The sequence below is a fragment of the Methanosarcina sp. 2.H.A.1B.4 genome, assembly GCF_000979385.1.
Classification (GTDB): domain Archaea; phylum Halobacteriota; class Methanosarcinia; order Methanosarcinales; family Methanosarcinaceae; genus Methanosarcina.
The window spans coordinates 1-18223 of sequence record NZ_JJOV01000088.1; the positions used below are offsets into that span (position 1 = coordinate 1).

The 18223-nt window shown below is 45.0% G+C and carries 17 protein-coding genes and 2 pseudogenes; 14 read left to right on the forward strand and 5 right to left on the reverse strand.

Features of this window, described 5'->3' with window-relative positions; all coding sequences use genetic code 11:
- The 6 genes and pseudogenes from EO92_RS14415 to EO92_RS18330 form a co-directional block, all read left to right on the forward strand.
- Positions 1–457 (forward strand): annotated as a pseudogene (locus EO92_RS14415) ([dimethylamine--corrinoid protein] Co-methyltransferase); the annotation flags it as partial.
- Positions 458–964: 507 nt separating this feature from the next.
- Positions 965–2452, forward strand: a pseudogene (mttB, locus tag EO92_RS14420) ([trimethylamine--corrinoid protein] Co-methyltransferase).
- A 2-nt stretch (positions 2453–2454) separates the two neighbouring features.
- Complete coding sequence (locus tag EO92_RS14430) at positions 2455–3108, forward strand: B12-binding domain-containing protein (RefSeq protein ID WP_048172600.1); 654 nt, start codon at positions 2455–2457, stop codon at positions 3106–3108.
- 100 nt (positions 3109–3208) lie between these two features.
- Positions 3209–4255, forward strand: a complete 1047-nt coding sequence (locus tag EO92_RS14435) for a DMT family transporter (protein ID WP_048172602.1) — start codon at positions 3209–3211, stop codon at positions 4253–4255.
- Positions 4256–4257: 2 nt separating this feature from the next.
- Positions 4258–4554: a hypothetical protein gene (locus tag EO92_RS14440; RefSeq protein ID WP_048172604.1), complete on the forward strand. Its 297-nt coding sequence runs from the start codon at positions 4258–4260 to the stop codon at positions 4552–4554.
- A gap of 18 nt (positions 4555–4572) precedes the next feature.
- Complete coding sequence (locus EO92_RS18330) at positions 4573–4722, forward strand: hypothetical protein (RefSeq protein WP_200894995.1); 150 nt, start codon at positions 4573–4575, stop codon at positions 4720–4722.
- 244 nt (positions 4723–4966) lie between these two features.
- Here the strand turns inward: EO92_RS18330 and EO92_RS14445 are convergent, their stop codons facing one another.
- Positions 4967–5650 (reverse strand): DUF5591 domain-containing protein, encoded by a 684-nt coding sequence (locus EO92_RS14445; protein ID WP_048172606.1) that lies wholly within the window; start codon positions 5648–5650, stop codon positions 4967–4969.
- 831 nt (positions 5651–6481) lie between these two features.
- On the opposite strand from EO92_RS14445, the gene EO92_RS14450 reads away from it, so the two are divergent.
- Positions 6482–6883 (forward strand): helix-turn-helix domain-containing protein, encoded by a 402-nt coding sequence (locus EO92_RS14450; RefSeq protein ID WP_048132544.1) that lies wholly within the window; start codon positions 6482–6484, stop codon positions 6881–6883.
- Positions 6884–6972: 89 nt separating this feature from the next.
- Here EO92_RS14450 and EO92_RS14455 read toward each other — a convergent pair whose 3' ends face one another.
- The 3 genes from EO92_RS14455 to EO92_RS14465 all read right to left on the reverse strand — a co-directional run bounded on the left by EO92_RS14455 (position 6973) and on the right by EO92_RS14465 (position 9186).
- Positions 6973–8154: an aminotransferase class I/II-fold pyridoxal phosphate-dependent enzyme gene (locus tag EO92_RS14455; protein ID WP_048142844.1), complete on the reverse strand. Its 1182-nt coding sequence runs from the start codon at positions 8152–8154 to the stop codon at positions 6973–6975.
- A gap of 83 nt (positions 8155–8237) precedes the next feature.
- The gene (locus tag EO92_RS14460; protein WP_048172627.1) at positions 8238–8729 is read right to left on the reverse strand and encodes an Lrp/AsnC family transcriptional regulator; all 492 of its coding nucleotides are present in this window, start codon (positions 8727–8729) and stop codon (positions 8238–8240) included.
- Between the two features lie 79 nt (positions 8730–8808).
- Positions 8809–9186 carry a 30S ribosomal protein S8e gene (locus EO92_RS14465; RefSeq protein WP_048172608.1) on the reverse strand — a complete coding sequence of 126 codons (378 nt, stop codon included), beginning with the start codon at positions 9184–9186 and terminating at the stop codon, positions 8809–8811.
- 339 nt (positions 9187–9525) lie between these two features.
- Here EO92_RS14465 and EO92_RS17940 point away from each other — a divergent pair, with 339 nt between their 5' ends.
- The 5 genes from EO92_RS17940 (at position 9526) to EO92_RS14485 (ending at position 13019) form a co-directional block, all read left to right on the forward strand.
- Positions 9526–9687, forward strand: coding sequence for a hypothetical protein (locus tag EO92_RS17940; protein WP_156165844.1), 162 nt, complete (start codon positions 9526–9528; stop codon positions 9685–9687).
- 48 nt (positions 9688–9735) lie between these two features.
- Complete coding sequence (locus EO92_RS14470; RefSeq protein WP_048132539.1) at positions 9736–10062, forward strand: DUF6951 family protein; 327 nt, start codon at positions 9736–9738, stop codon at positions 10060–10062.
- Positions 10063–10417: 355 nt separating this feature from the next.
- Positions 10418–11107: a DUF169 domain-containing protein gene (locus EO92_RS14475; protein WP_048172610.1), complete on the forward strand. Its 690-nt coding sequence runs from the start codon at positions 10418–10420 to the stop codon at positions 11105–11107.
- Positions 11108–11731: 624 nt separating this feature from the next.
- Positions 11732–12238 (forward strand): NOB1 family endonuclease, encoded by a 507-nt coding sequence (locus EO92_RS14480; protein ID WP_048172612.1) that lies wholly within the window; start codon positions 11732–11734, stop codon positions 12236–12238.
- 166 nt (positions 12239–12404) lie between these two features.
- Positions 12405–13019, forward strand: a complete 615-nt coding sequence (locus tag EO92_RS14485; RefSeq protein ID WP_048132105.1) for an orotate phosphoribosyltransferase-like protein — start codon at positions 12405–12407, stop codon at positions 13017–13019.
- A gap of 292 nt (positions 13020–13311) precedes the next feature.
- Here EO92_RS14485 and EO92_RS14490 read toward each other — a convergent pair whose 3' ends face one another.
- On the reverse strand, positions 13312–15444 hold the full coding sequence (locus EO92_RS14490; protein ID WP_048172615.1) for a DHH family phosphoesterase: 2133 nt from the start codon (positions 15442–15444) through the stop codon (positions 13312–13314).
- A 533-nt stretch (positions 15445–15977) separates the two neighbouring features.
- Between EO92_RS14490 and EO92_RS14495 the strand changes: the two genes are divergently transcribed.
- Together EO92_RS14495 and EO92_RS14500 are read left to right on the forward strand one after the other, a co-directional pair.
- Positions 15978–16757: a slipin family protein gene (locus tag EO92_RS14495; protein ID WP_048132108.1), complete on the forward strand. Its 780-nt coding sequence runs from the start codon at positions 15978–15980 to the stop codon at positions 16755–16757.
- 50 nt (positions 16758–16807) lie between these two features.
- Positions 16808–18112: a nodulation protein NfeD gene (locus EO92_RS14500; protein WP_048172630.1), complete on the forward strand. Its 1305-nt coding sequence runs from the start codon at positions 16808–16810 to the stop codon at positions 18110–18112.
- Positions 18113–18223 lie beyond the last annotated feature (111 nt).

Below are 18223 nucleotides of genomic sequence, written 5' to 3' on the forward strand. Positions count from 1 at the left end.
TCACGTTGACATGGGTATGGGTGTCGGCGGAATTCCGATGCTTGAGACTCCTCCAATCGATGCCGTTACAAGGGCAAGCAAGGCAATGGTCGAAATTGCTGGCGTAGACGGCATATAGGTAGGGGTCGGCGACCCGCTGGGTATGCCGATTTCCCACATAATGGCTTCCGGGATGACCGGGATGAGAGCAGCCGGAGACCTTGTAGCAAGGATGGAATTCTCAAAGAACATGAGGATAAAAGACGCAAAAGAGTACGTGGCAAAGAAGCTTAAAGTTGGCACAATGGACCTCTCAGACGAACATATCATGAGGGAACTGCGTGAAGAGCTTGATATTGGCGTTATCACCTCCGTGCCAGGAGCTGCAAAGGGCATTGCTGCAAAGATGAACATTGAAAAGCTGCTCGGTGTCAAGATCAACTCCTGCGATCTCTTTAGAAAACAGACCGGAAGGTAAACGCGAAAGATGAGCTCTATCGAAAAATCAAATTAAAAGTTATCAGGAAATTATATATAGACGGATTTTATAAAATAAAATCGACAGAGTAGTATAAATTAATCCGGAAATAATTGAAGCCAAGGGGGGCTTAATCCGGAAAGGGTACAGGACTTTGCCAAAATGTGGCGCGGTTTTTTCCCTGCAGTCACACAGGGACGAAATGGCGGTCTTTTCGAAAAGTTACGGGAAAGCGGATAGTGGAGACTATAGACAGGGGTTTCAAAGAAGGGAGCGGGAGGACACCGAGTTTTCCTTTTTTTAGAGGCCTGTAGCCGTAAGCTAACAGGTTTTCTCAAACAGGGATTTTAAAGAAGGTTTTCAACCCTTCCCCTGTAAAATAAAATTTATTCCCTCTTCACAGTCCGTTGAAGTCCAACCCATGGGAAAAACGTGGATTTTCCCCTATTGCAGATGAAAGGCAAATAGAAGTAAAGTAAATAAATTTGAAAATAAAGGAGAACGAAAATGGCACAATGTAATGCATTTGCAGGATTTGATTACCTTGAGGGCGTGAGACTGAGCCTTTTCACCAATGATGAGTTAAAGGCTATCCACTACGCTACAATGGAAGTCCTGATGAACCCCGGAATCCAGGTTTCGGATGCCGAGGCAAGGAAGATCTTCAAGGAAAACGGCTGTGATGTTGACGAAAAGACTCAGATCGTAAAGATCCCCGAATATCTTGTAAGAAGAGCCCTTCAGCTCGCTCCCTCGAGGTTTGTGCTCTGGGGACGCGACAAGAAGTACAATACCGTACAGGAGTCAGGGGGTAAGGTGCACTGGACCTGTTTCGGGACAGGGGTCAAGATGTGCAGGTACAAGGACGGGAAGTATGTCACAGTGGATTCAGTAGAGAAGGACATTGCAGAAATTGCAAGGCTCTGTGACTGGGCCGAAAATATTGACTACTTCTCCCTCCCGGTGTCTGCCAGGGATTGGGCCGGAAAAGGCGCCCAGGACGTCCATGAGACCTTCACCCCTCTTACCAACACCGCAAAACACTTCCACCACATTGACCCTGTCGGCGAAAACGTCGAATACTACTGGGACATTGCAAAAGCCTACTACGGCGGCAACGAAGAAGAAGCAAGGAAAAAACCGATCTTCTCCATGCTGCTCTGTCCGACCAGCCCGCTTGAGCTGAGTGTCAACGCCTGCCAGGTCATCATTAAGGGTGCCCGCCTTGGTATCCCTGTAAACGTCCTGAGTATGGCAATGTCCGGCGGGTCTTCTCCTGTATACCTTGCAGGAACTCTTGTTACCCACAACGCCGAAGTCCTCTCCGGTATCACCCTTGCCCAGCTCACAGTGCCCGGAACCAAAGTCTGGTACGGAAGTTCCACCACCACCTTCGACCTGAAGAAGGGTACTGCGCCCGTCGGATCTCCCGAACTCGGCCTGATCAGCGCTGCTGTCGCAAAGCTCGCCCAGTTCTATGGCCTCCCCGCATTCGTGGCAGGCACCTAGTCTGATGCAAAGATCCCGGACGACCAGGCTGGACACGAGAAGACCATGACCTGCCTCCTTCCCGCCCTCGCAGGGGCTAACACCCTCTACGGCGCCGGGATGCTTGAGCTAGGAATGACCTTCTCCATGGAACAACTGGTCATCGACAACGACATCATCAAAATGACAAAGAAAGCAATGCAGGGAATTCCGGTTTCTACCGAAACCCTGGCAGTCGAATCCATTCAGAAGGTAGGAATCGGAAACAACTTCCTGGCCCTTAAGCAGACGAGGATGCTTGTAGACTACCCCTCCGACCCCATGCTCATCGACAGGCGCATGTTCGGAGATTGGGCAGCAGCCGGCTCCAAGGACCTTGCGTCCGCGGCAAACGAAAAGGTGATGGATGTCCTCAAGCACCATGAAGTAAAACCAATCGATGCAGACATCCTCAAGGCCATGAAAGCAGTTGTCGACAAGGCTGACAGAGCCTTCAGGGAGGGATAAAAATGGCAAGCAAAGAAGAGATTATAGCAAAAGCAAAAGCTTCGATCACCGAGTTTGATGAAGATATGGCAGCTGAAGCAGCAAATGAATCCCTTGCCGCCGGGGTCGACCCGGTAGAAATCATCGAACACGGCTATACCGCAGGCATGCTGTACGTAGGTGAACAGTTCGAGCAGGGGACTCTTTTCCTGCCCCATGTGCTTGCAGCCGCAGAAGCAATGAAAGCAGGAGTCGACGTTCTGACCCCCGAGATGGAGAAGCGGAAATCCCAGACTAAAAAGCTCGGGACCGTCGTCATCGGGACCATCGAAGGAGACATCCACTCCATCGGAAAGGACATCGTTGCCTCCATGCTCAACATTGCAGGTTTTGAAGTGGTAGACCTCGGAAGAGACGTGTCCATCAAGACCTTCGTTGAAAAGGCAAAGGAACTCAAGCCTGACATTGTTGCAAGTTCCGCCCTTATGACCACCACCATGGTCAACCAGATTCAGATTGAGGAACAGCTCAAAGAAGCAGGCGTCCGTGATAAGGTCAAGACCATGGTCGGAGGAGCTCCGGTTACCCAGGACTGGGCTGACAAGATTGGGGCAAACATCTACGGAGAAAGTGCAACAGATGCCGTTACCAAGGTAAAGGCAGCCCTGAAGCGCTGATAATCAGAAGAGCAGGCAGTTTCGGGAGTCCCAGGAAGGCTATACAGGCCGGGCTCCCGGTACACCTGCCCAATAACTCTAACAAAAGGGGGGAGTTGGTATGGATCTGAAAGCTTTGAAAGCGCAGGAAAGCAAACGAAAAATCAGTAAAGGGTACATGTGGGCCCTTTTTTGTGCTGTTTTCTGGGGCATCTGGTACCTGCCGGGAACTGTTGTGTGGGTACTGAACCCTTTTGATGAGATGTATGGGGTTATTGCCGAGACCAGTGGAGATGCAGTGTCCCTGGTTGTAACAGCGGCTCTGATTACCGCATTTAATGCACTTACAGTTATGCTGGCCCTCATGCTCTGGAATGGGGTGCTTGGAAAATTCGGAGAACTGGGCCGGACACTTAAGGAATTCCACCCTTGTTCCAAATGGTTCTTCCTGGCCTCAATCTTCGGGGGGCCCATAGCAATTCTTGGTTCCTTTATGGCCATGGGCTTTATTGGCGGAGCATTCGCAGCCGTTGCTGCCCTTCTCTATCCTGTGATCGGCTCGGTACTTGCTTATTACTGGTATGGGGAAAAGATCAGCAAGAGGGCAGCAACCGGAATTATAATCATTATTCTTGGTGGAATCACAATCTTTGGTGGCGGGGTTATAACCGAGCTTGCTGCAGGAAGCGTCCCCTGGATTGGATACCTGGGAGGGTTGATGGCTGCTGCAGGCTGGGGAATAGAAGGTGCAATTGCAGGCAAAGGGCTTGATATTTCCGAGCCTGATGTGGGGCTTACCCTTCGGTTCCTTGGGGAAAACATCATCTGGTGGATCATTATCGTGCCAATCCTGGCAATAGTTGGCTACCCTATGTACTCCTTTGCACTCCAGGCATTTGAACCTCTGACACTGCTGGTTCTGATTTTTGCAGGAATCACTTTTGGATTCTGTTACGTCTGCTGGTACAAGTCTTTCCCGCTGATAGGAGTCGGGAGAGGCCAGGGGATAGGAAACCTCTACGGTCTGTGTGCTATTATCTTCATATTCCTTTTCTTCGGAGATGTCCCGCAGTGGACCATTCTTGTCGGAGGTACCCTCTGTGTTATTGGCAGCTTCGTCATGTTTACGGAAGAAACAAGCGCACTTGAAACCCTGAGAGGTGAGTGAAAGTGGGCAAGAACCGGCCTATAAAGTTCAGGATCCTGGAGCTGTTCCTTGATGGGGAAGGACACTGGAACTACGAAATCGTTTCAAAAATCCAGGAAGAATATAACATGAAAAGCGCCTACGGCAGGGACAGCATCAACTTTGATATCATCGAACTGGCGTCCGGGGGGATGCTGAAAGATGTGGAACAGAAAGTCGATGAGGAGGGAATTTACAAAAAAGATTTCCTGCTGCACAAATATGTGATCACCGACTTCGGAAAGGTCCGGGGCTCGGATGCCTGTCTCAGGTATGTCTAAAGGCACGGAGGGAAAAATATGGTACAAACGGCAGCTGCTATGGAAGCTTACAATGCTTACTGGGTAAACTCCATTATCCCGGGAGCAGACACCATGTGGATGGTCCTGATCCTCATCCTGGCGGTCATTGCCCTCTGGCAGGCAAGGACATTCGTATCGAAGTTCTAAGCTTTCAGTGAATAAAAAGCAGAGGAGACACCCCTCTGTCTTTCAAGCATAAAAACACAGGGAAGACCTGATGCGATAAAAGACTTAGTTCCTTTCGGAGCGGAGCTTATACTCCATCAAGGACTAAATAGAGATCTAGCCTGCAGGCGGATTGGCTAGAGGACAACTTTAACTCCGGGAACGCGGAGGCACAATGGGAAGTTCCTCCTCCTTGGAGGGCATCAGCCCGACAGGTGGGGTTGGTTCACAGGACATACCAGTCTGTGTCGTCAACAGACAGGTCTTCCCGGAGACCAACCTCCTTTGCCGGAAGTTTTAAGGCTGTCGTTATCGCGTCGGAAAAGTCCTGCAGGTACTCTTTAGATGAGAGGCTGTTGTAAATGAAGGATTTATCGGGCTGGATCATCCTCTGAATTGTGGATTCCCTCGGGACAATATCCACTTTTATGTCAACTATTTCCAGGGCTTTTTCCATTGCAGTCCGAAAATCTCCGATACAGTACGCTATCCTGTGCTTGTAGTTTGTCCTCGTCTTTTCAAGATAAGCGGCAATCCTTTCACTTTCTATTTTTATGAAGTCTCTCTTGATCTTTGTCACATTGCATTTGCCCATCATGAAAGTGTAGTTCATAAAAGGGTATTGAGTATCAAGTTCCCTTGGAGCAATCCCGCAGGTTCCGAAGGTTACTATGTGTACATCCTCGGGCTTTGCAATCCCAAAAATTATCCTGTCGAATTTTTTATGGGATGGGCTTTCGTGGTAAGGCTTTCTCTTGGCGCAGGGAACAAAAATACATAATTCCCTGAAAGGAGCTTCATACTCAGTGAGAACCCAGTCATTGGCTTTTATCATGTCAGGATGGTAAATTATTCTCTCAGTATCAAGAGGTTCTTCGGAACGTTCATCTTCAGGGATAATGGGCTTCATAAGGACTCAGAGCTTATTGAGTCAGGAAATTATATATATAATTAACTAACCAGAATCAATCCGGATTTATTATTCCGGATTTATTATTCCGGATTTATTATTTGGCATGAAAGTACTGTGATTTGAAAAGTACTGTGATTTGTTTGTGCCTATTATTCGAAGAATTTCATGTACGTTTTTATGAAAACTGTCTGAAAAAATCTAATGGAATATTTAGCAAATATTACCGGATAAATATAATAAAATTTAACTGATATAAATAAGTTTATAAATCTATTCACCAATATTGGTAGCTAAATAACACATAATGATACTTAACACGATTGGGGATTATGCTTTTAAAAAGTATATTTGGAGGCCGGCATAAGGTTTTCTATTTTATAAGAAGAAGCGTAAAACCCCCAGGTCTTTAGCCTGGAAGATATAAGCGTCACCTTCTTCAATATTCGTTTCGTTATCCTTTGACTTGATATACATCGAAACCAATATAATATTAAGTAATGGTTACGAGAATCAAGTGGCCAATGCAATATATGTTAACCGTTAGGCTCATCAGGTCCTGGAAAATACACCGTCTCTAGCTTGAAACCCTGTAAAGCCGAATCAGGCGGCGGAGCGGTACATAGTAGGGCAGGGACTGCCCGAATTAACGCCTTTGGAGACTCCGGAAGGTAGTCTATGACTTAGGAAGCCCCAGGTCTTTAGCCCAGGGGTAGTTCACGAGCATCCTCAATCTACCTTATATAATTGAATGTGCTTGCCGGTATCCTCAAAGAGCTCAAAATAAATTTTAAAAAACAATATGGCAAACTGCCCTCAAATAGTGGTTTTATGGTTAATTCTATTCATGAGATGATCAGAGCAAGCTTCAGATGCGAGGACATGGTACAATGTGTACTCGGTCTGAAGTCCCTTGACATCGACACATATAAGGCTCTGCTTACGCATGGTCCTCTTACAGCAGAAAAATTGGGAGAGATCCTCAGCAGGGAAAGGAGCACTGCATACCGTTCCCTGCAGAACCTTATAGCTTGTGGAATTGTTTACAGGGAAACACGATCCATCGATAGTGGGGGATACTACTACGAATATGTAGCTATCGAGCCCCAGGAAATGAAACAGATGGTAAAGAAAAACGTTGACGAATGGTACAACCAGATGAACGAATTGATTGATAAAATGGATGATAAAGTACGCGCTCTTATCATGCGGTTGGACGATGAAGAAAGCTGAATCTAAAAAAGAGATCAAAGTAAAAAATTAAAGTATCACAAAAATAAAATGAGAATGTAAAAGTAGATCGAATAAAGCTTCGGCCGAATTCATTGTTTTAATCCGTCTACGAAATCTCCCATTCTCTCAATTGCTTTTCTAAGGTCATCCAGAGATGCTGCATAAGCGCACCGCAGGAATCCTTCACCTGCTTCCCCAAACACATCTCCGGGAATTGTAACAACCCTCTTTTCATTCAGGAGACGTTCTGCAAAATCAGAAGAGGAAAGGCCTGTATCTCCGATATAGGGGAATGCATAAAAAGCGCCTTTCGGGTTGAAGCACTCAAGTCCTATGCTGTTAAAGCCTTTTACGATAAAGTGCCTGCGCCGGTCATATTCCCGGACCATCCGCTCCATTTCCCCTTTTCCATTGCGAAGGGCTTCGATTGCTCCTACCTGGGCAGTTATGGGGGCACATAGCATGGAGTACTGGTGGATCATCATCATTGAATGGATAATATCCGGAGCTCCCATTGCAAAGCCGAGTCTGAGCCCTGTCATTGCATAAGCCTTGGAAAACCCGTTCAGCATGACAGTCCGATCCTTCATACCTTCAAGAGACGAGAACGGAACATGGGTGCCTTCATAAGTCAGGCATTCATAAACCTCGTCTGAGATTACAAATAAATCGTTTTCAACAACAAGATCAGCGATATCCTCCATTCCTTCCTGTTCCATAATTGCGCCTGTAGGGTTGTTAGGGAAGTTGAGGACGATTGCCTTGGTTTTACTGGTGATTGCAGGTTTCAGGGCTTCTGCGGTAAGGCTGAAATCATCGTCTCTGTGGGTAGAAACAATAACAGGTTTGCCCCCTGCCAGAATTACTGAAGGGACGTATGCCACATAGGAGGGCTGAACCACAATTACCTCATCTCCGGGATTGACCACGGCCCTGATTGCTATATCAAGAGCTTCGCTTACTCCTGTAGTAATCAGGATTTCGGATGCCGGATCATAGTCCAGGCCATAGCGCCTGTAATAGGTTCTTGTAAGTTCGTCTCTGAGTTCCGGAAGTCCGGAGTTTGAGGTATATGAAGTCTGCCCCTTTTCTAGAGAGTGGATGCACATCTCACGAATGTGCCAGGGAGTGATGAAATCAGGCTCTCCTACACCAAGGGAAATTATATCCTCAAGTCCGGAAACCAGGTCAAAAAAACGGCGTATTCCTGATGGAGGGATACTTTTTACAGCTTCCGCAACGAATTTTGAAGGATCGCATGGAGGTCTCAAGCAAACACCCCTATAAAAAACTTTATTAGTTTGATAAAATATAAAATGTGATAAGATGGATCAAATCTTAATTGGTACCCTCTTTAAAACGATACCGGGAGCCTCTTTATTGACTCTGGTTCGTGGAGGATTACCCCGTCTTCTTTATAGGTCTTCAGCACGAAATGAGTGGACGTGCTCTGGACCTGGTCAAGGGTGGCGATTTTTTCTGCCACAAAAAAAGCCACATCCTTCATTGACTTCCCCCGGACGGTAAGGGAGATGTCATAGTCTCCGGACAGAAGCCTGACAGACCTGACTTCCGGAAACTTATAGATCCTTTCTGCAATTGCCTGATAGCCCTGGTTACGCTCGAGAGTAACCTTCAACTCAATTACGGCGTAAACGTAGTTTTCCCCAACCAGGTCCCAATCAACTATGGTCTTGTAGTGCCGGATAACTCCTGTTTCTTCAAGCTTTGCGATCTTCTGGGAAATTTCCTGTGCAGACATTCCTGTCAGGGCTGCGATTTCTTCCGAACTTGCTCGGGCATCATTTTCAAGAATTTCCAATATATGTCGAATCATTTCGTCCATGTTGACCACCGGCACAAGGTTTAGGGAAATTGGCACAGAACCCCAGGTCTGGGGTCAGGGCTCTCTTCAATTATTCAATTTATTCAATTAATACAGCGTTTACAACTCCATCCTGTCCGGGTCTGCTTGTAACTTTAGCAGTGCCCATAGGAGTCCTTATAACGGATCCTTTTGTCAGAATGTTACGCCTGACATAGTGCTTGTTTGCAGTGTTTTCAATTACAGTCTCAATGGGTGCAGTAACTGTCTTTCCGTCTTTAGGATTGGTCACGTTTGCAACGTTTGACTGGAGAAGCCTTACTTTCCTGTTGCCGCCCATAGTGTGAATGTTCTTTCTTTTTACATCGCTGATACGGGTATCTGCAGATTCGCGGCCCATTTCAAACTTGCGCTTTCCGCGGGCGGCATTAACCTTTCCACCGGTAACTTTTCTTCTGGAGCTGCCTTGCCATCTCATTATTAAAACCTCGTTATTGTATTGAAATTTAAGCCAAGATTTATACTTAACGTTATTTTTAGTATTACTTAAGCTGGTTTTTAATGGAACCTTAAATGATCCATATAGTAAATATCCTGTAATCTTGATCTAGTGATCCTTTTTCAGGGCATAAGCATACCTATCAGTAGCTTAATTGCTCTGCTAATATATTAATGTATTAACAGGAATGCTATAATTAGCATATTTGCTATGGACTTAGCAATACGAATAGAATCGTATAAGAACTTTGCGATCATGTCGCCAGAAAAACCTTAACTTCCGGACAGCACCTGCATACGGGTAACTGTAGCCGAAAAAGTGGCATTCGAAGACCATAAAGTTACCGGTCTAAAAAGAGGCACAAAAAGCTGGCCACAGAAAAATATATATGATGAATTAAATACAAAAGAAAGAGAAAAAGAGATTCAGATACAGGCCAGAAGGGAAATCTCATATATCTCATTTATAATAGTGCATTGAAAACCCTTCCGACCCCGGATGACTATGCAGATTACAGGAGGATAAACAATGGTTTCTGAAATTTCACTCAATACCGTATGCGGACATACAACAAAAGTTATTGCTACAAAAGAAGGCAAAACCATCCATGTGCATATCAAAACCACCTGTGAAAAACTCCGGAAATGGGGCACACAGTTTGATATGGGCATGAAAGACCTTATGGGTGGCCCTGAGACTGTGCTTGCCCAGAAAATGGCTGAAGCTCCTCTCACCCCCACCTGCCTTGTCCCGGCTGCGGTAATGAATGCCTGCTGGCTCGAAAACGGTCTGATTTCTAAAAACCTTGCCCGGGAAATGGGAAAAATGGAGCTAATTTTTGACAAACTTGAGTGATTAGTTCTTAATGAGTGATTAGTTCTTAATTTATACTCATTCAGATTTAAAATTTAGAATTTTTGCCTCAAAAAATAAGGCGATAACCCAATATAATTATGAAAACTAAATCCTGATGATTATAAATCTTTATTTTCTGTCTGAGGCAGGAAGTTTAAATTAACAAAACTCTCAAAAAAATTGAGAGTACTGCGATAAAACGCCTCTCTAATTCAAAACTTAAGAATACTTATATTGAATATGGTTGTGTCTTATTTAATCACAACTTATCAACCATGTGTATATAATATATAGATTCAATTTTTTTGTTTCTTCCATTTAAAATTAATAAAGATTCATACCCGGAGTGATAAATATGGATTTAAAAGAAATCAACAATTATGGACAGGAAATGCTCGAATGCCTTAAACTCAAGACTTCTCCAGTTGCAGTGAAATTGGTTCCAAAGGGAGAACAGGTTCCGGAGGGAATTGAAAAAGTAGATGAGGCTATGAGACACTGCCAGCTTGTTGACAGAGTGAGAAGAACAGGAGAGGAATTTTATACTCTGGGAGAGGACCAGGCTTGCAAAGGTGGAGCAGGTGCCATGGGCCTTGGAGCACTGCCTCCAAAAGTAGCAAGTGGAGAATTCTATTATAAGGGCTTAAAACAGTTCAGTACCCAGGAGGCTGCAAAGCGTACTATTGATATGGTACCGACCCTTGCCCCTAACTCTACAGAAGCTGTCCTGTACGCACCCCTGGAAAAAACCACATTCATGCCGGACGTTGTACTTGTCATTTGCAATCCAAAGCAAATAATGTTACTAACTCAAGCTTATATGTACAAAAACGGAGGCAGACTTGAAACCAGTTTCGCAGGGAAACAAAGCCTCTGTTCCGATGGTGTGGTGCAGACCTACAAAGAAGGCAAAATTGAAGTTACAGTAGGCTGCAGCGGCAGCAGAGCTTACACCGAAATCACAGACGAAGAAATGACAATGGGTATCCCAATTGAGCTTCTGCCAGATGTCATTGCAGGCCTCAAGATAATCTGCCCTAAATAATACTAAAACCTGCATATTTACTTCAGATGTAAATTCCTCCATGCTCAGCCCTTAATTGATAGTGGAGTGAGCCATTTATCAGATATGACATAACAGGCACAATCTGTTTGTTATATCATATTTGAAAACCGTTCTTCTACTTCTGCTTCTGCTTCTGCTTTCAGTAACTGACCTCACTACTAATTTTTTTTCTGTTGGCCGAACCAACCTTTTTGATTTCGAGCGTAAATATTACACCTGATCTCAAGGTTCTGCTATCACGGAAATACATATCAAATCTGTAACAAAACGCTCAATTTGAACTATAAAATCAATTAAAAACCATAGTTAGTCCGCTTGAGCGAGCGAAGCTCACTGCTAAAACCCATAGATTAGCCCTCTTGAGCGCAGCGAAAAGGGCAGCGTACTGCAGAGCCGCAACTCTGCTGAAACGGACCTCGTGCTGTTGCACTTACAGTGCAACTCCCAGAATATCTCCTATTTCCTGTGATCCCGAAGCGAAACTCGGGAGACAATGGATTATATACTAAAAGAGAAAACAAACATGAAATTCTTCAGATTACAGGCACAAAGAAATAAAAGTACTTTTCAAATCACAGTACTTTCATGCCAAAGAGAAATAAAATGACCTCTTACATAGCAGATTCAGCAGTATTTATTATGGGAAACTGCAGCGTGGACAGTTCGCTGCTTATCACCGTCCCTTCGGTTGCGGACGAGTTAAAAAGCAAGGATTCAGTGCTCCGTTTTGATCTTGCAAAAGAGGGAGGGCTAAGGGTCGAATGGCCAGAACCGGAAATGGTAAAAGAAGTTAAGAAAAAAGCTGAACAGACCCGGGACTCGGAAGAGCTTTCAAAAACTGACCTGGAAATTCTTGCAAAAGCCCTTGAACACAGGGATAGGGCAATACTGCTCACAGATGATTATGCAGTTCAGAATGTTGCCGTGCAGCTTGGGATTCAGGTTAAACCAATAGCCCAGAAAAAGATAAGGGACATCATTATCTGGCAAAAGCAGTGTACGGGTTGTAAAAAAACCTTCGAGAAAGGGGATGAATGCCCTATTTGCGGTTCACCCATGAAGAAAAAGAGAAAAACAAGACTTTCAGGAAAAAGGTCTCAGGAAAACTGAAGAAAAAGATATAACGCTTGATAGTGTAATAATGTCTTTAACTGAGAAAAGATATACTTGAATTATAATTTTTCAGGCAGTAATTCCAGGCAGCATCCGTAAGAAGAGCTGCAAAAATCGGCCGGAAATACCGCCATACAAAAAAATTTCAGGTGGGAATGGAGGCATGAAGAACATAGAAGATCTGATTCAGAAAGCTGTGGAACTGCAGAACAATGGACTTGTGACCGGCCAGATTGCCGATGAACTTAACGTTTCAAGAGAAACAGTTACATGGCTTTTAACCCGCTCAAAAAAAGAAGGAGCAGTCCCCGCTCCAAAAGACATATCTGTAAACTGGAGCAGCATAGGAAAGAGCGCTACACGGCTTCACCACATCTCACTTGCACTCTGCGACATGGTGCTTGAGACTCTGGAAAAGACAAACGCTGAAGTGGACGTGGTAGTTGGTGTTGCAGCCAGCGGTATCCCCCTGGCAAGCATGATGGCAAACGAGCTGGGAGTAGACTTTGCTCTCTATCATTCCCGTAAAGGACAGGATGTTGTCCAGCCAGGCCAGAAAGGGACCATCAGCAGGAACTTCGGAAGCGTTGTAGGCAAGAACTGTGTGATCGTGGACGACGTTATCACGACGGGCTCAACAACCATGGAAGTAATTGAGCAGCTGCGGGAAATGGACGCAAAACCCAGAGTAGTGGTGGTTCTTGTGGACAAAAAAGGCGCAGATACAATTGCCAATGTCCCGATCCAGTCCCTGGTAAGGATAGTTCGTGTTGACTAAAAATAACGACAAAAAAGCAGAAATAAATCGTTTACATTAAAGTCATTTACAATATTGGAAGCCTTTCTAAATGAAAGGTTTTTCCAAAAAATTACACTTTTTTAACTTATAGAATTGGTCGGACAGATTATTTCTGACCATTCTAAACAACTGATCATTTAATTATTTTTATTAACCTTTAATCTTTTTTATTAACCTTCTACAGTTGTGGTGCTCAGTCATCTCATTTTCTTTGTACAGTCCAGATCCGGCTAAGGGAGATAAGTAAAAAGAGGCTTATTGAAAAAGCCTTTTAATACTCAACTTCCGTAGATGCAATCTTTTCTGCGAGCTTTGAGAGCACTTCAGTTCTCATCCCTTCCACGAACTTGATGCTGCCTACAACAAGGTGCCCGCCGCCGCTGACTCCGGCGCCCTTCATTTCCTCGCGGAGCTCTCTAACAATCCGAGGAATATTCATAAGTACTCCTTTTGAGCGGATCACAGCAAAGTCCGGGCCATAGCCCAGGGTGACCACTGGCTTGTTCGGGTTCCTTTTGGTGAGTACATCATGCACTTCTCCGGAGGTCTTGCCTGGTGGCGGGAAGGTAAACTTCTGGGCATAGTTTTCTACATCTATCACATTCATGATAGTGCCATTCGCCAGTTTCTGGGACTTGACGTTAAAGAGACAGACCTCAAGCTGTTCTTTTATCATGGTACTTGCCTGTTCGCAAAGCAGAGATACCAGATTGTTATGGGTTTTGTGGTCGCCCAGATCCAGGATGTCGTCAATAAGGCCTTTTCCACTGCTGAATTTAAGCCAGAACTGCTCAAAATCCAGCGCAAGCGCCATTTCTTTTAATTCTTCAAGGGTATAGCGGTCCGAGACAAGGGAGATATATCTTCCAGCCTCCGGGGCCTCAGAACGGTCTCCGACTGCCGAAACAGCAGGAAGGTGCTTTATCGTATCACTGATACTGGGATTGATCATACGGGCGATTTCAGCACAGAGCATTCCTGCAGTAACTCCGAAGTCTCCTCCTACATGAGCAGGGTTTGCGTGTCCTATAAGATACTGATCAACGATGTCATCCGGGTGGTGGTGGTCAACGACAAGCATATCGATGCCATAGACCTGGGCCTGCCGCATAGAGGGCACGTCCTCTTCTGTTGAACCGTTGTCTACCAGGATCACAAGAGGCATTTTCTGCCCGTGCCTGGCACAATCTTCAAGTGCAAAGGAAATATCCCTTGTAACGTCGGCAAGCTCATAAAAAGGAGCTTTTGAAGGAGCACGTTTGTAGAAATAGTATTCAGCATCCGCCCCACCGATTTCCGTAATAAGGGGAAGAATTGCCCTCTCAATGGCAATTGCGGAAGTAATTCCGTCGGCGTCGGCATGGTGTCTGAGGATAATAGGTGTTGAATGTAAGATTGCCTTTTTGATCTCTTTGGCGACATGAAGCATTCTGGGCTTGAGTTTTTCCATAATGTCGCTTTCGACCAGGAAAGGAATATCAGCAGGTGTTGCTTTTTCCTCAATTACTCTCTCGACCCTGGACTTGACAGCAGCTTCCTTTTCGCCGGTCAGCAGTTTCATGCTCATGACTTCGATCTGGACCTGCTCATCCCTCGGGGTCACTTCTCCGGTAATCGATACAATCATTCCTGCATCGATGTGAGGGTAAGACCGCTTCCCTGCGCTCTCAAAAGCTGCACAGGGAATAAAGCCCCCTTCATCACCGATGGTGAAAATAGTAGGTCCGCTGGTCTGTTTTACCTGGATAACTTCTCCTTCGATCCGGACGAGCCTGCCTTTCATGCTGGTGTCTATTTCGGCTGAACTCTTAAGTGTGAGCTCTTTTTCAAGCTCAATGGTTTCGTACTTTGTAAGAGTTTGCGGAATAAGATCCAGCTTTCCTCCGGCTTTAATACTTTTTACCAGGACGATCACAGCACTCCTAACTTCCGGCTGGACCCCAACATTGCTGGAATGCATAAGCCCTCTTACGTGAGGGTTCAGGTCCACAAAGACTCCAAAAGAGGCGATACTGCTCACTATGCCGTGGTAAAGTTTTCCTGCTTCAACATCCTTGAGGTCACAGGATTCGTCCAGAGCGTAAACATGCTGGGAACGTGAACAGGAGCCGCATATCTCTTCATCCGCATCCTGTGATTCATGAATTCTTACTCCACAAACCTTGCAGGTATAGATCTTTCCAAGTCCCTCGCAGGCTTCACAGGATCTGGTAACTTCGATTATCCCCTTTCCTTTGCATTTCTCACACACTGCACCATTTTTCAATAAACTGTCAATTTCGGTTTCCGAAATTTTCATGAAATCAACTGATTTTGACTTGCCTTTTCCCTTACACAGAGGGCAGACATCAGTTGAAATTACCTCATAGCCACGCCCGTGGCAGTCTGGACATTCCTTACTCATAAATATCAACACCAGTGGTTCTTCCGAACCTGTTTTTTATTTATATATTCGTTTTTTGGAGTTCAAACTCTTGCTTTGAACTCTATACGTTTATTATGCTCTTTGTCGGTCTTTCAGTCTACTGGTAACTGTAGGACCTTCACCCGGCCCGGAAAATCAGTGCATACCTAACTTGTTATCTTCCTGCATATCCCCTGTTTTTCAGTTAAATATCTTCTGTATGCAAGATATAAGTATTTGTCAGCATGCTATTTTGCACAGCGGCTACAAATATCCCGAACCTTCAGGTTTTTGAGGTGGTTTCTGTCACTTTCAGATTTGTTATCTTAAAGACGGGAAAACCGCGGTCCATGAAAAATCCAGAGTGAGGACTTATATAGATTCACAGATCTTTTAAATAGGCGACAGAATACAAAACTTTTAAATAAAGACTGTTTACTTACAGGAATTATTCAGTACGATTCCCAGAATAAAGAACACTTAATTATTATTAAGCCCAATTTTAAGATTAATTGATAGGAGGGCATAAAATTATGGTTGTTAGTGAATTAATGCTTCCTGTATTAATAGTTGTAATATTAATACTCTCACAATCTATAAAAATGGTTAATGAATACGAACGTGTAGTTATATTCAGGCTTGGTCGCCTGAGTGGTGTAAAGGGGCCAGGTATTTTCCTTATTATCCCTTTTATTGATAAAGCACTGAAAATAGACTTGAGAGTTGTTGCAATCGATGTCCCTAAACAGGCAATCATCACCAAAGATAATGTCACAGTTGAAGTGGATGCTGTTGTCTACTACAAGGTAGTAGAGCCTGGAGCTGCAATTACACAGGTTGAGAACTATATGTTTGCAACTTCAACCCTTTCCCAGACTACACTTAGAGACGTGCTGGGTCAGATGGAACTTGATGAGCTGCTTTCGGAAAGAGAAAACATTAATAAGCAGATTCAGGAACTTCTGGATGCCTATACTGACCCCTGGGGAATCAAGGTTACAGGAGTAACTATCCGGGATGTAGCCTTGCCCGAAAGCATGAAGAGGGCAATTGCTAAACAGGCGGAGGCTGAAAGGGAAAAGCGGGCCAGGATCATCCTTGCGGAAGGGGAATTCCAGGCTGCCCAGAAAATGAAGGAAGCTGCCACTCTCTATCAGGGACTCCCTGTAGCCATCAAACTCAGGGAACTCCAGACCCTTGCTGAGATTGCCAAGGAAAAGAATCTGATAGTTGTTACACAGCAGTCCCAGACTGTTGAAACCGCGAATATCGCAGCTCTCTCACAGGCCATTGCCGGAAAGAAAGCGGAATAAAGACGAGAATGGTCAGAAGGAACGTAAGAAGTGAGAAAGGATCGATAAACATGCATATGGAAAGGGCTTCCAACTTCCTTTCTTTTTTATTCCTGTGCTTCATCCTCATAGCCGCCTTTACGCCTCCTGCAAGTGCAGGGCCAGAGGAGAAGGTGCTTGTACTTGAAATTGCCGAAGCCATCACCCCGGCTTCGGACAATTTGATCGCTGACGCAATCTCAAAAGCTGAAAATGAAAACTTCGAGGCTCTCGTAATCAGCCTGGATACTCCTGGGGGAGGGCTGGAAGAAACTCAGATTATTATAAAGGGCATTGAAAATGCGAGCGTGCCTGTGATCGGGTACGTGCCCGAGAGCGGAAAAGCCTGGTCAGCCGGTACCCTCATCCTTATGGGGACCGATATTGCTGCAATGGCCCCTTTTACGGTTCTTGGGTCGGCGCAGCCCGTGCAGATGTCTGCCGAGGGAACAAAACCCATAGAAGATGAAAAGATCATAAATGCCCTCGTCAAGTTTTCAGTTACAACCGCAAGCAAACACGGGAGAAACGAAACCTTTGCCGAAGAAGTCATAACTAAAAACAAAAACCTTGACGCGGAAGAAGCTCTGGAAGCCGGAGTAATAGAATACGTCGCCCCTTCCATTCCTGACCTTCTGGTCCAGATCGATGGGCAGCGTGTAAAAGAAAGAACCCTGAAAACCGAAAGTGCGAGGACAGAGAACTACGAACCTCCCCTACAACTCGCCTTCCTGAGGCTTATCTCAAACCCGGTCCTTTCTTCTCTTCTCCTGACAATAGGGCTTTACGGGATCATCTTCGGGATTTCAAACCCCGGAGCCGGAGCAGAAATTTTCGGGATTATTGCAATCGTGCTCGGGCTGATAGGCACAGGATTCGATATTAATATAGCAGCATTTTTCCTTATCATTGTAGGAGTAGGGCTTTTGATCCTTGAAATTCAGTCCCCCGGATTTGGGATTTTCGGACTTTCCGGACTGATTAGCCTGATAATAGGGAGCATCTTCCTTGTACCGATGGGAGTTGAAAATATCTACACTCCGGAGTTCAGGAGACTGCTGATCCTCACAGTTGTTACTCCCACAATCATTTTCGGGCTTTTTCTGGTCTTTGCAATATATAAAGTAGCTGAAACGAGGAAGAAAAAGCCCGTTATTGGAGCCATTATCGGAGATACTGCCCGGACAATAGATCCGATAGGGCCGAAAAGCCCGGGTTTTGTCCGCTATAAAGGAGAGTACTGGAAAGCCAGGTCCGAAGAAGAAATAGGAGCTGAAGAAGAAGTTGAAATTATAGGAAAAGAGATGGAAGTGCTTCTGGTAAAAAGAAAAATTTAATACTTCCTTTCTTTTCTGCTTTTCCTTTTTTGGCTTTCGGACACTATTAAAATTTAACCGTTTATTTTCCCGAATTTATTTTCCCGGATTTATTTTTCCGGGTTTCTTTTT

Coding starts and splice junctions, on each gene's coding strand:
- EO92_RS14495 (WP_048132108.1), top strand. CDS start 15,978: ATGGTTGTTAGTGAATTAATGCTTCCTGTATTAATAGTTGTAATATTA.
- EO92_RS14435 (WP_048172602.1), top strand. CDS start 3,209: ATGGATCTGAAAGCTTTGAAAGCGCAGGAAAGCAAACGAAAAATCAGT.
- EO92_RS14430 (WP_048172600.1), top strand. CDS start 2,455: ATGGCAAGCAAAGAAGAGATTATAGCAAAAGCAAAAGCTTCGATCACC.
- EO92_RS14480 (WP_048172612.1), top strand. CDS start 11,732: ATGACCTCTTACATAGCAGATTCAGCAGTATTTATTATGGGAAACTGC.
- EO92_RS14445 (WP_048172606.1), bottom strand. CDS start 5,650: ATGAAGCCCATTATCCCTGAAGATGAACGTTCCGAAGAACCTCTTGAT.
- EO92_RS14470 (WP_048132539.1), top strand. CDS start 9,736: ATGGTTTCTGAAATTTCACTCAATACCGTATGCGGACATACAACAAAA.
- EO92_RS14465 (WP_048172608.1), bottom strand. CDS start 9,186: ATGAGATGGCAAGGCAGCTCCAGAAGAAAAGTTACCGGTGGAAAGGTT.
- EO92_RS14500 (WP_048172630.1), top strand. CDS start 16,808: ATGCATATGGAAAGGGCTTCCAACTTCCTTTCTTTTTTATTCCTGTGC.
- EO92_RS18330 (WP_200894995.1), top strand. CDS start 4,573: ATGGTACAAACGGCAGCTGCTATGGAAGCTTACAATGCTTACTGGGTA.
- EO92_RS14485 (WP_048132105.1), top strand. CDS start 12,405: ATGAAGAACATAGAAGATCTGATTCAGAAAGCTGTGGAACTGCAGAAC.
- EO92_RS14450 (WP_048132544.1), top strand. CDS start 6,482: ATGGTTAATTCTATTCATGAGATGATCAGAGCAAGCTTCAGATGCGAG.
- EO92_RS14475 (WP_048172610.1), top strand. CDS start 10,418: ATGGATTTAAAAGAAATCAACAATTATGGACAGGAAATGCTCGAATGC.
- EO92_RS14490 (WP_048172615.1), bottom strand. CDS start 15,444: ATGAGTAAGGAATGTCCAGACTGCCACGGGCGTGGCTATGAGGTAATT.
- EO92_RS14460 (WP_048172627.1), bottom strand. CDS start 8,729: ATGGACGAAATGATTCGACATATATTGGAAATTCTTGAAAATGATGCC.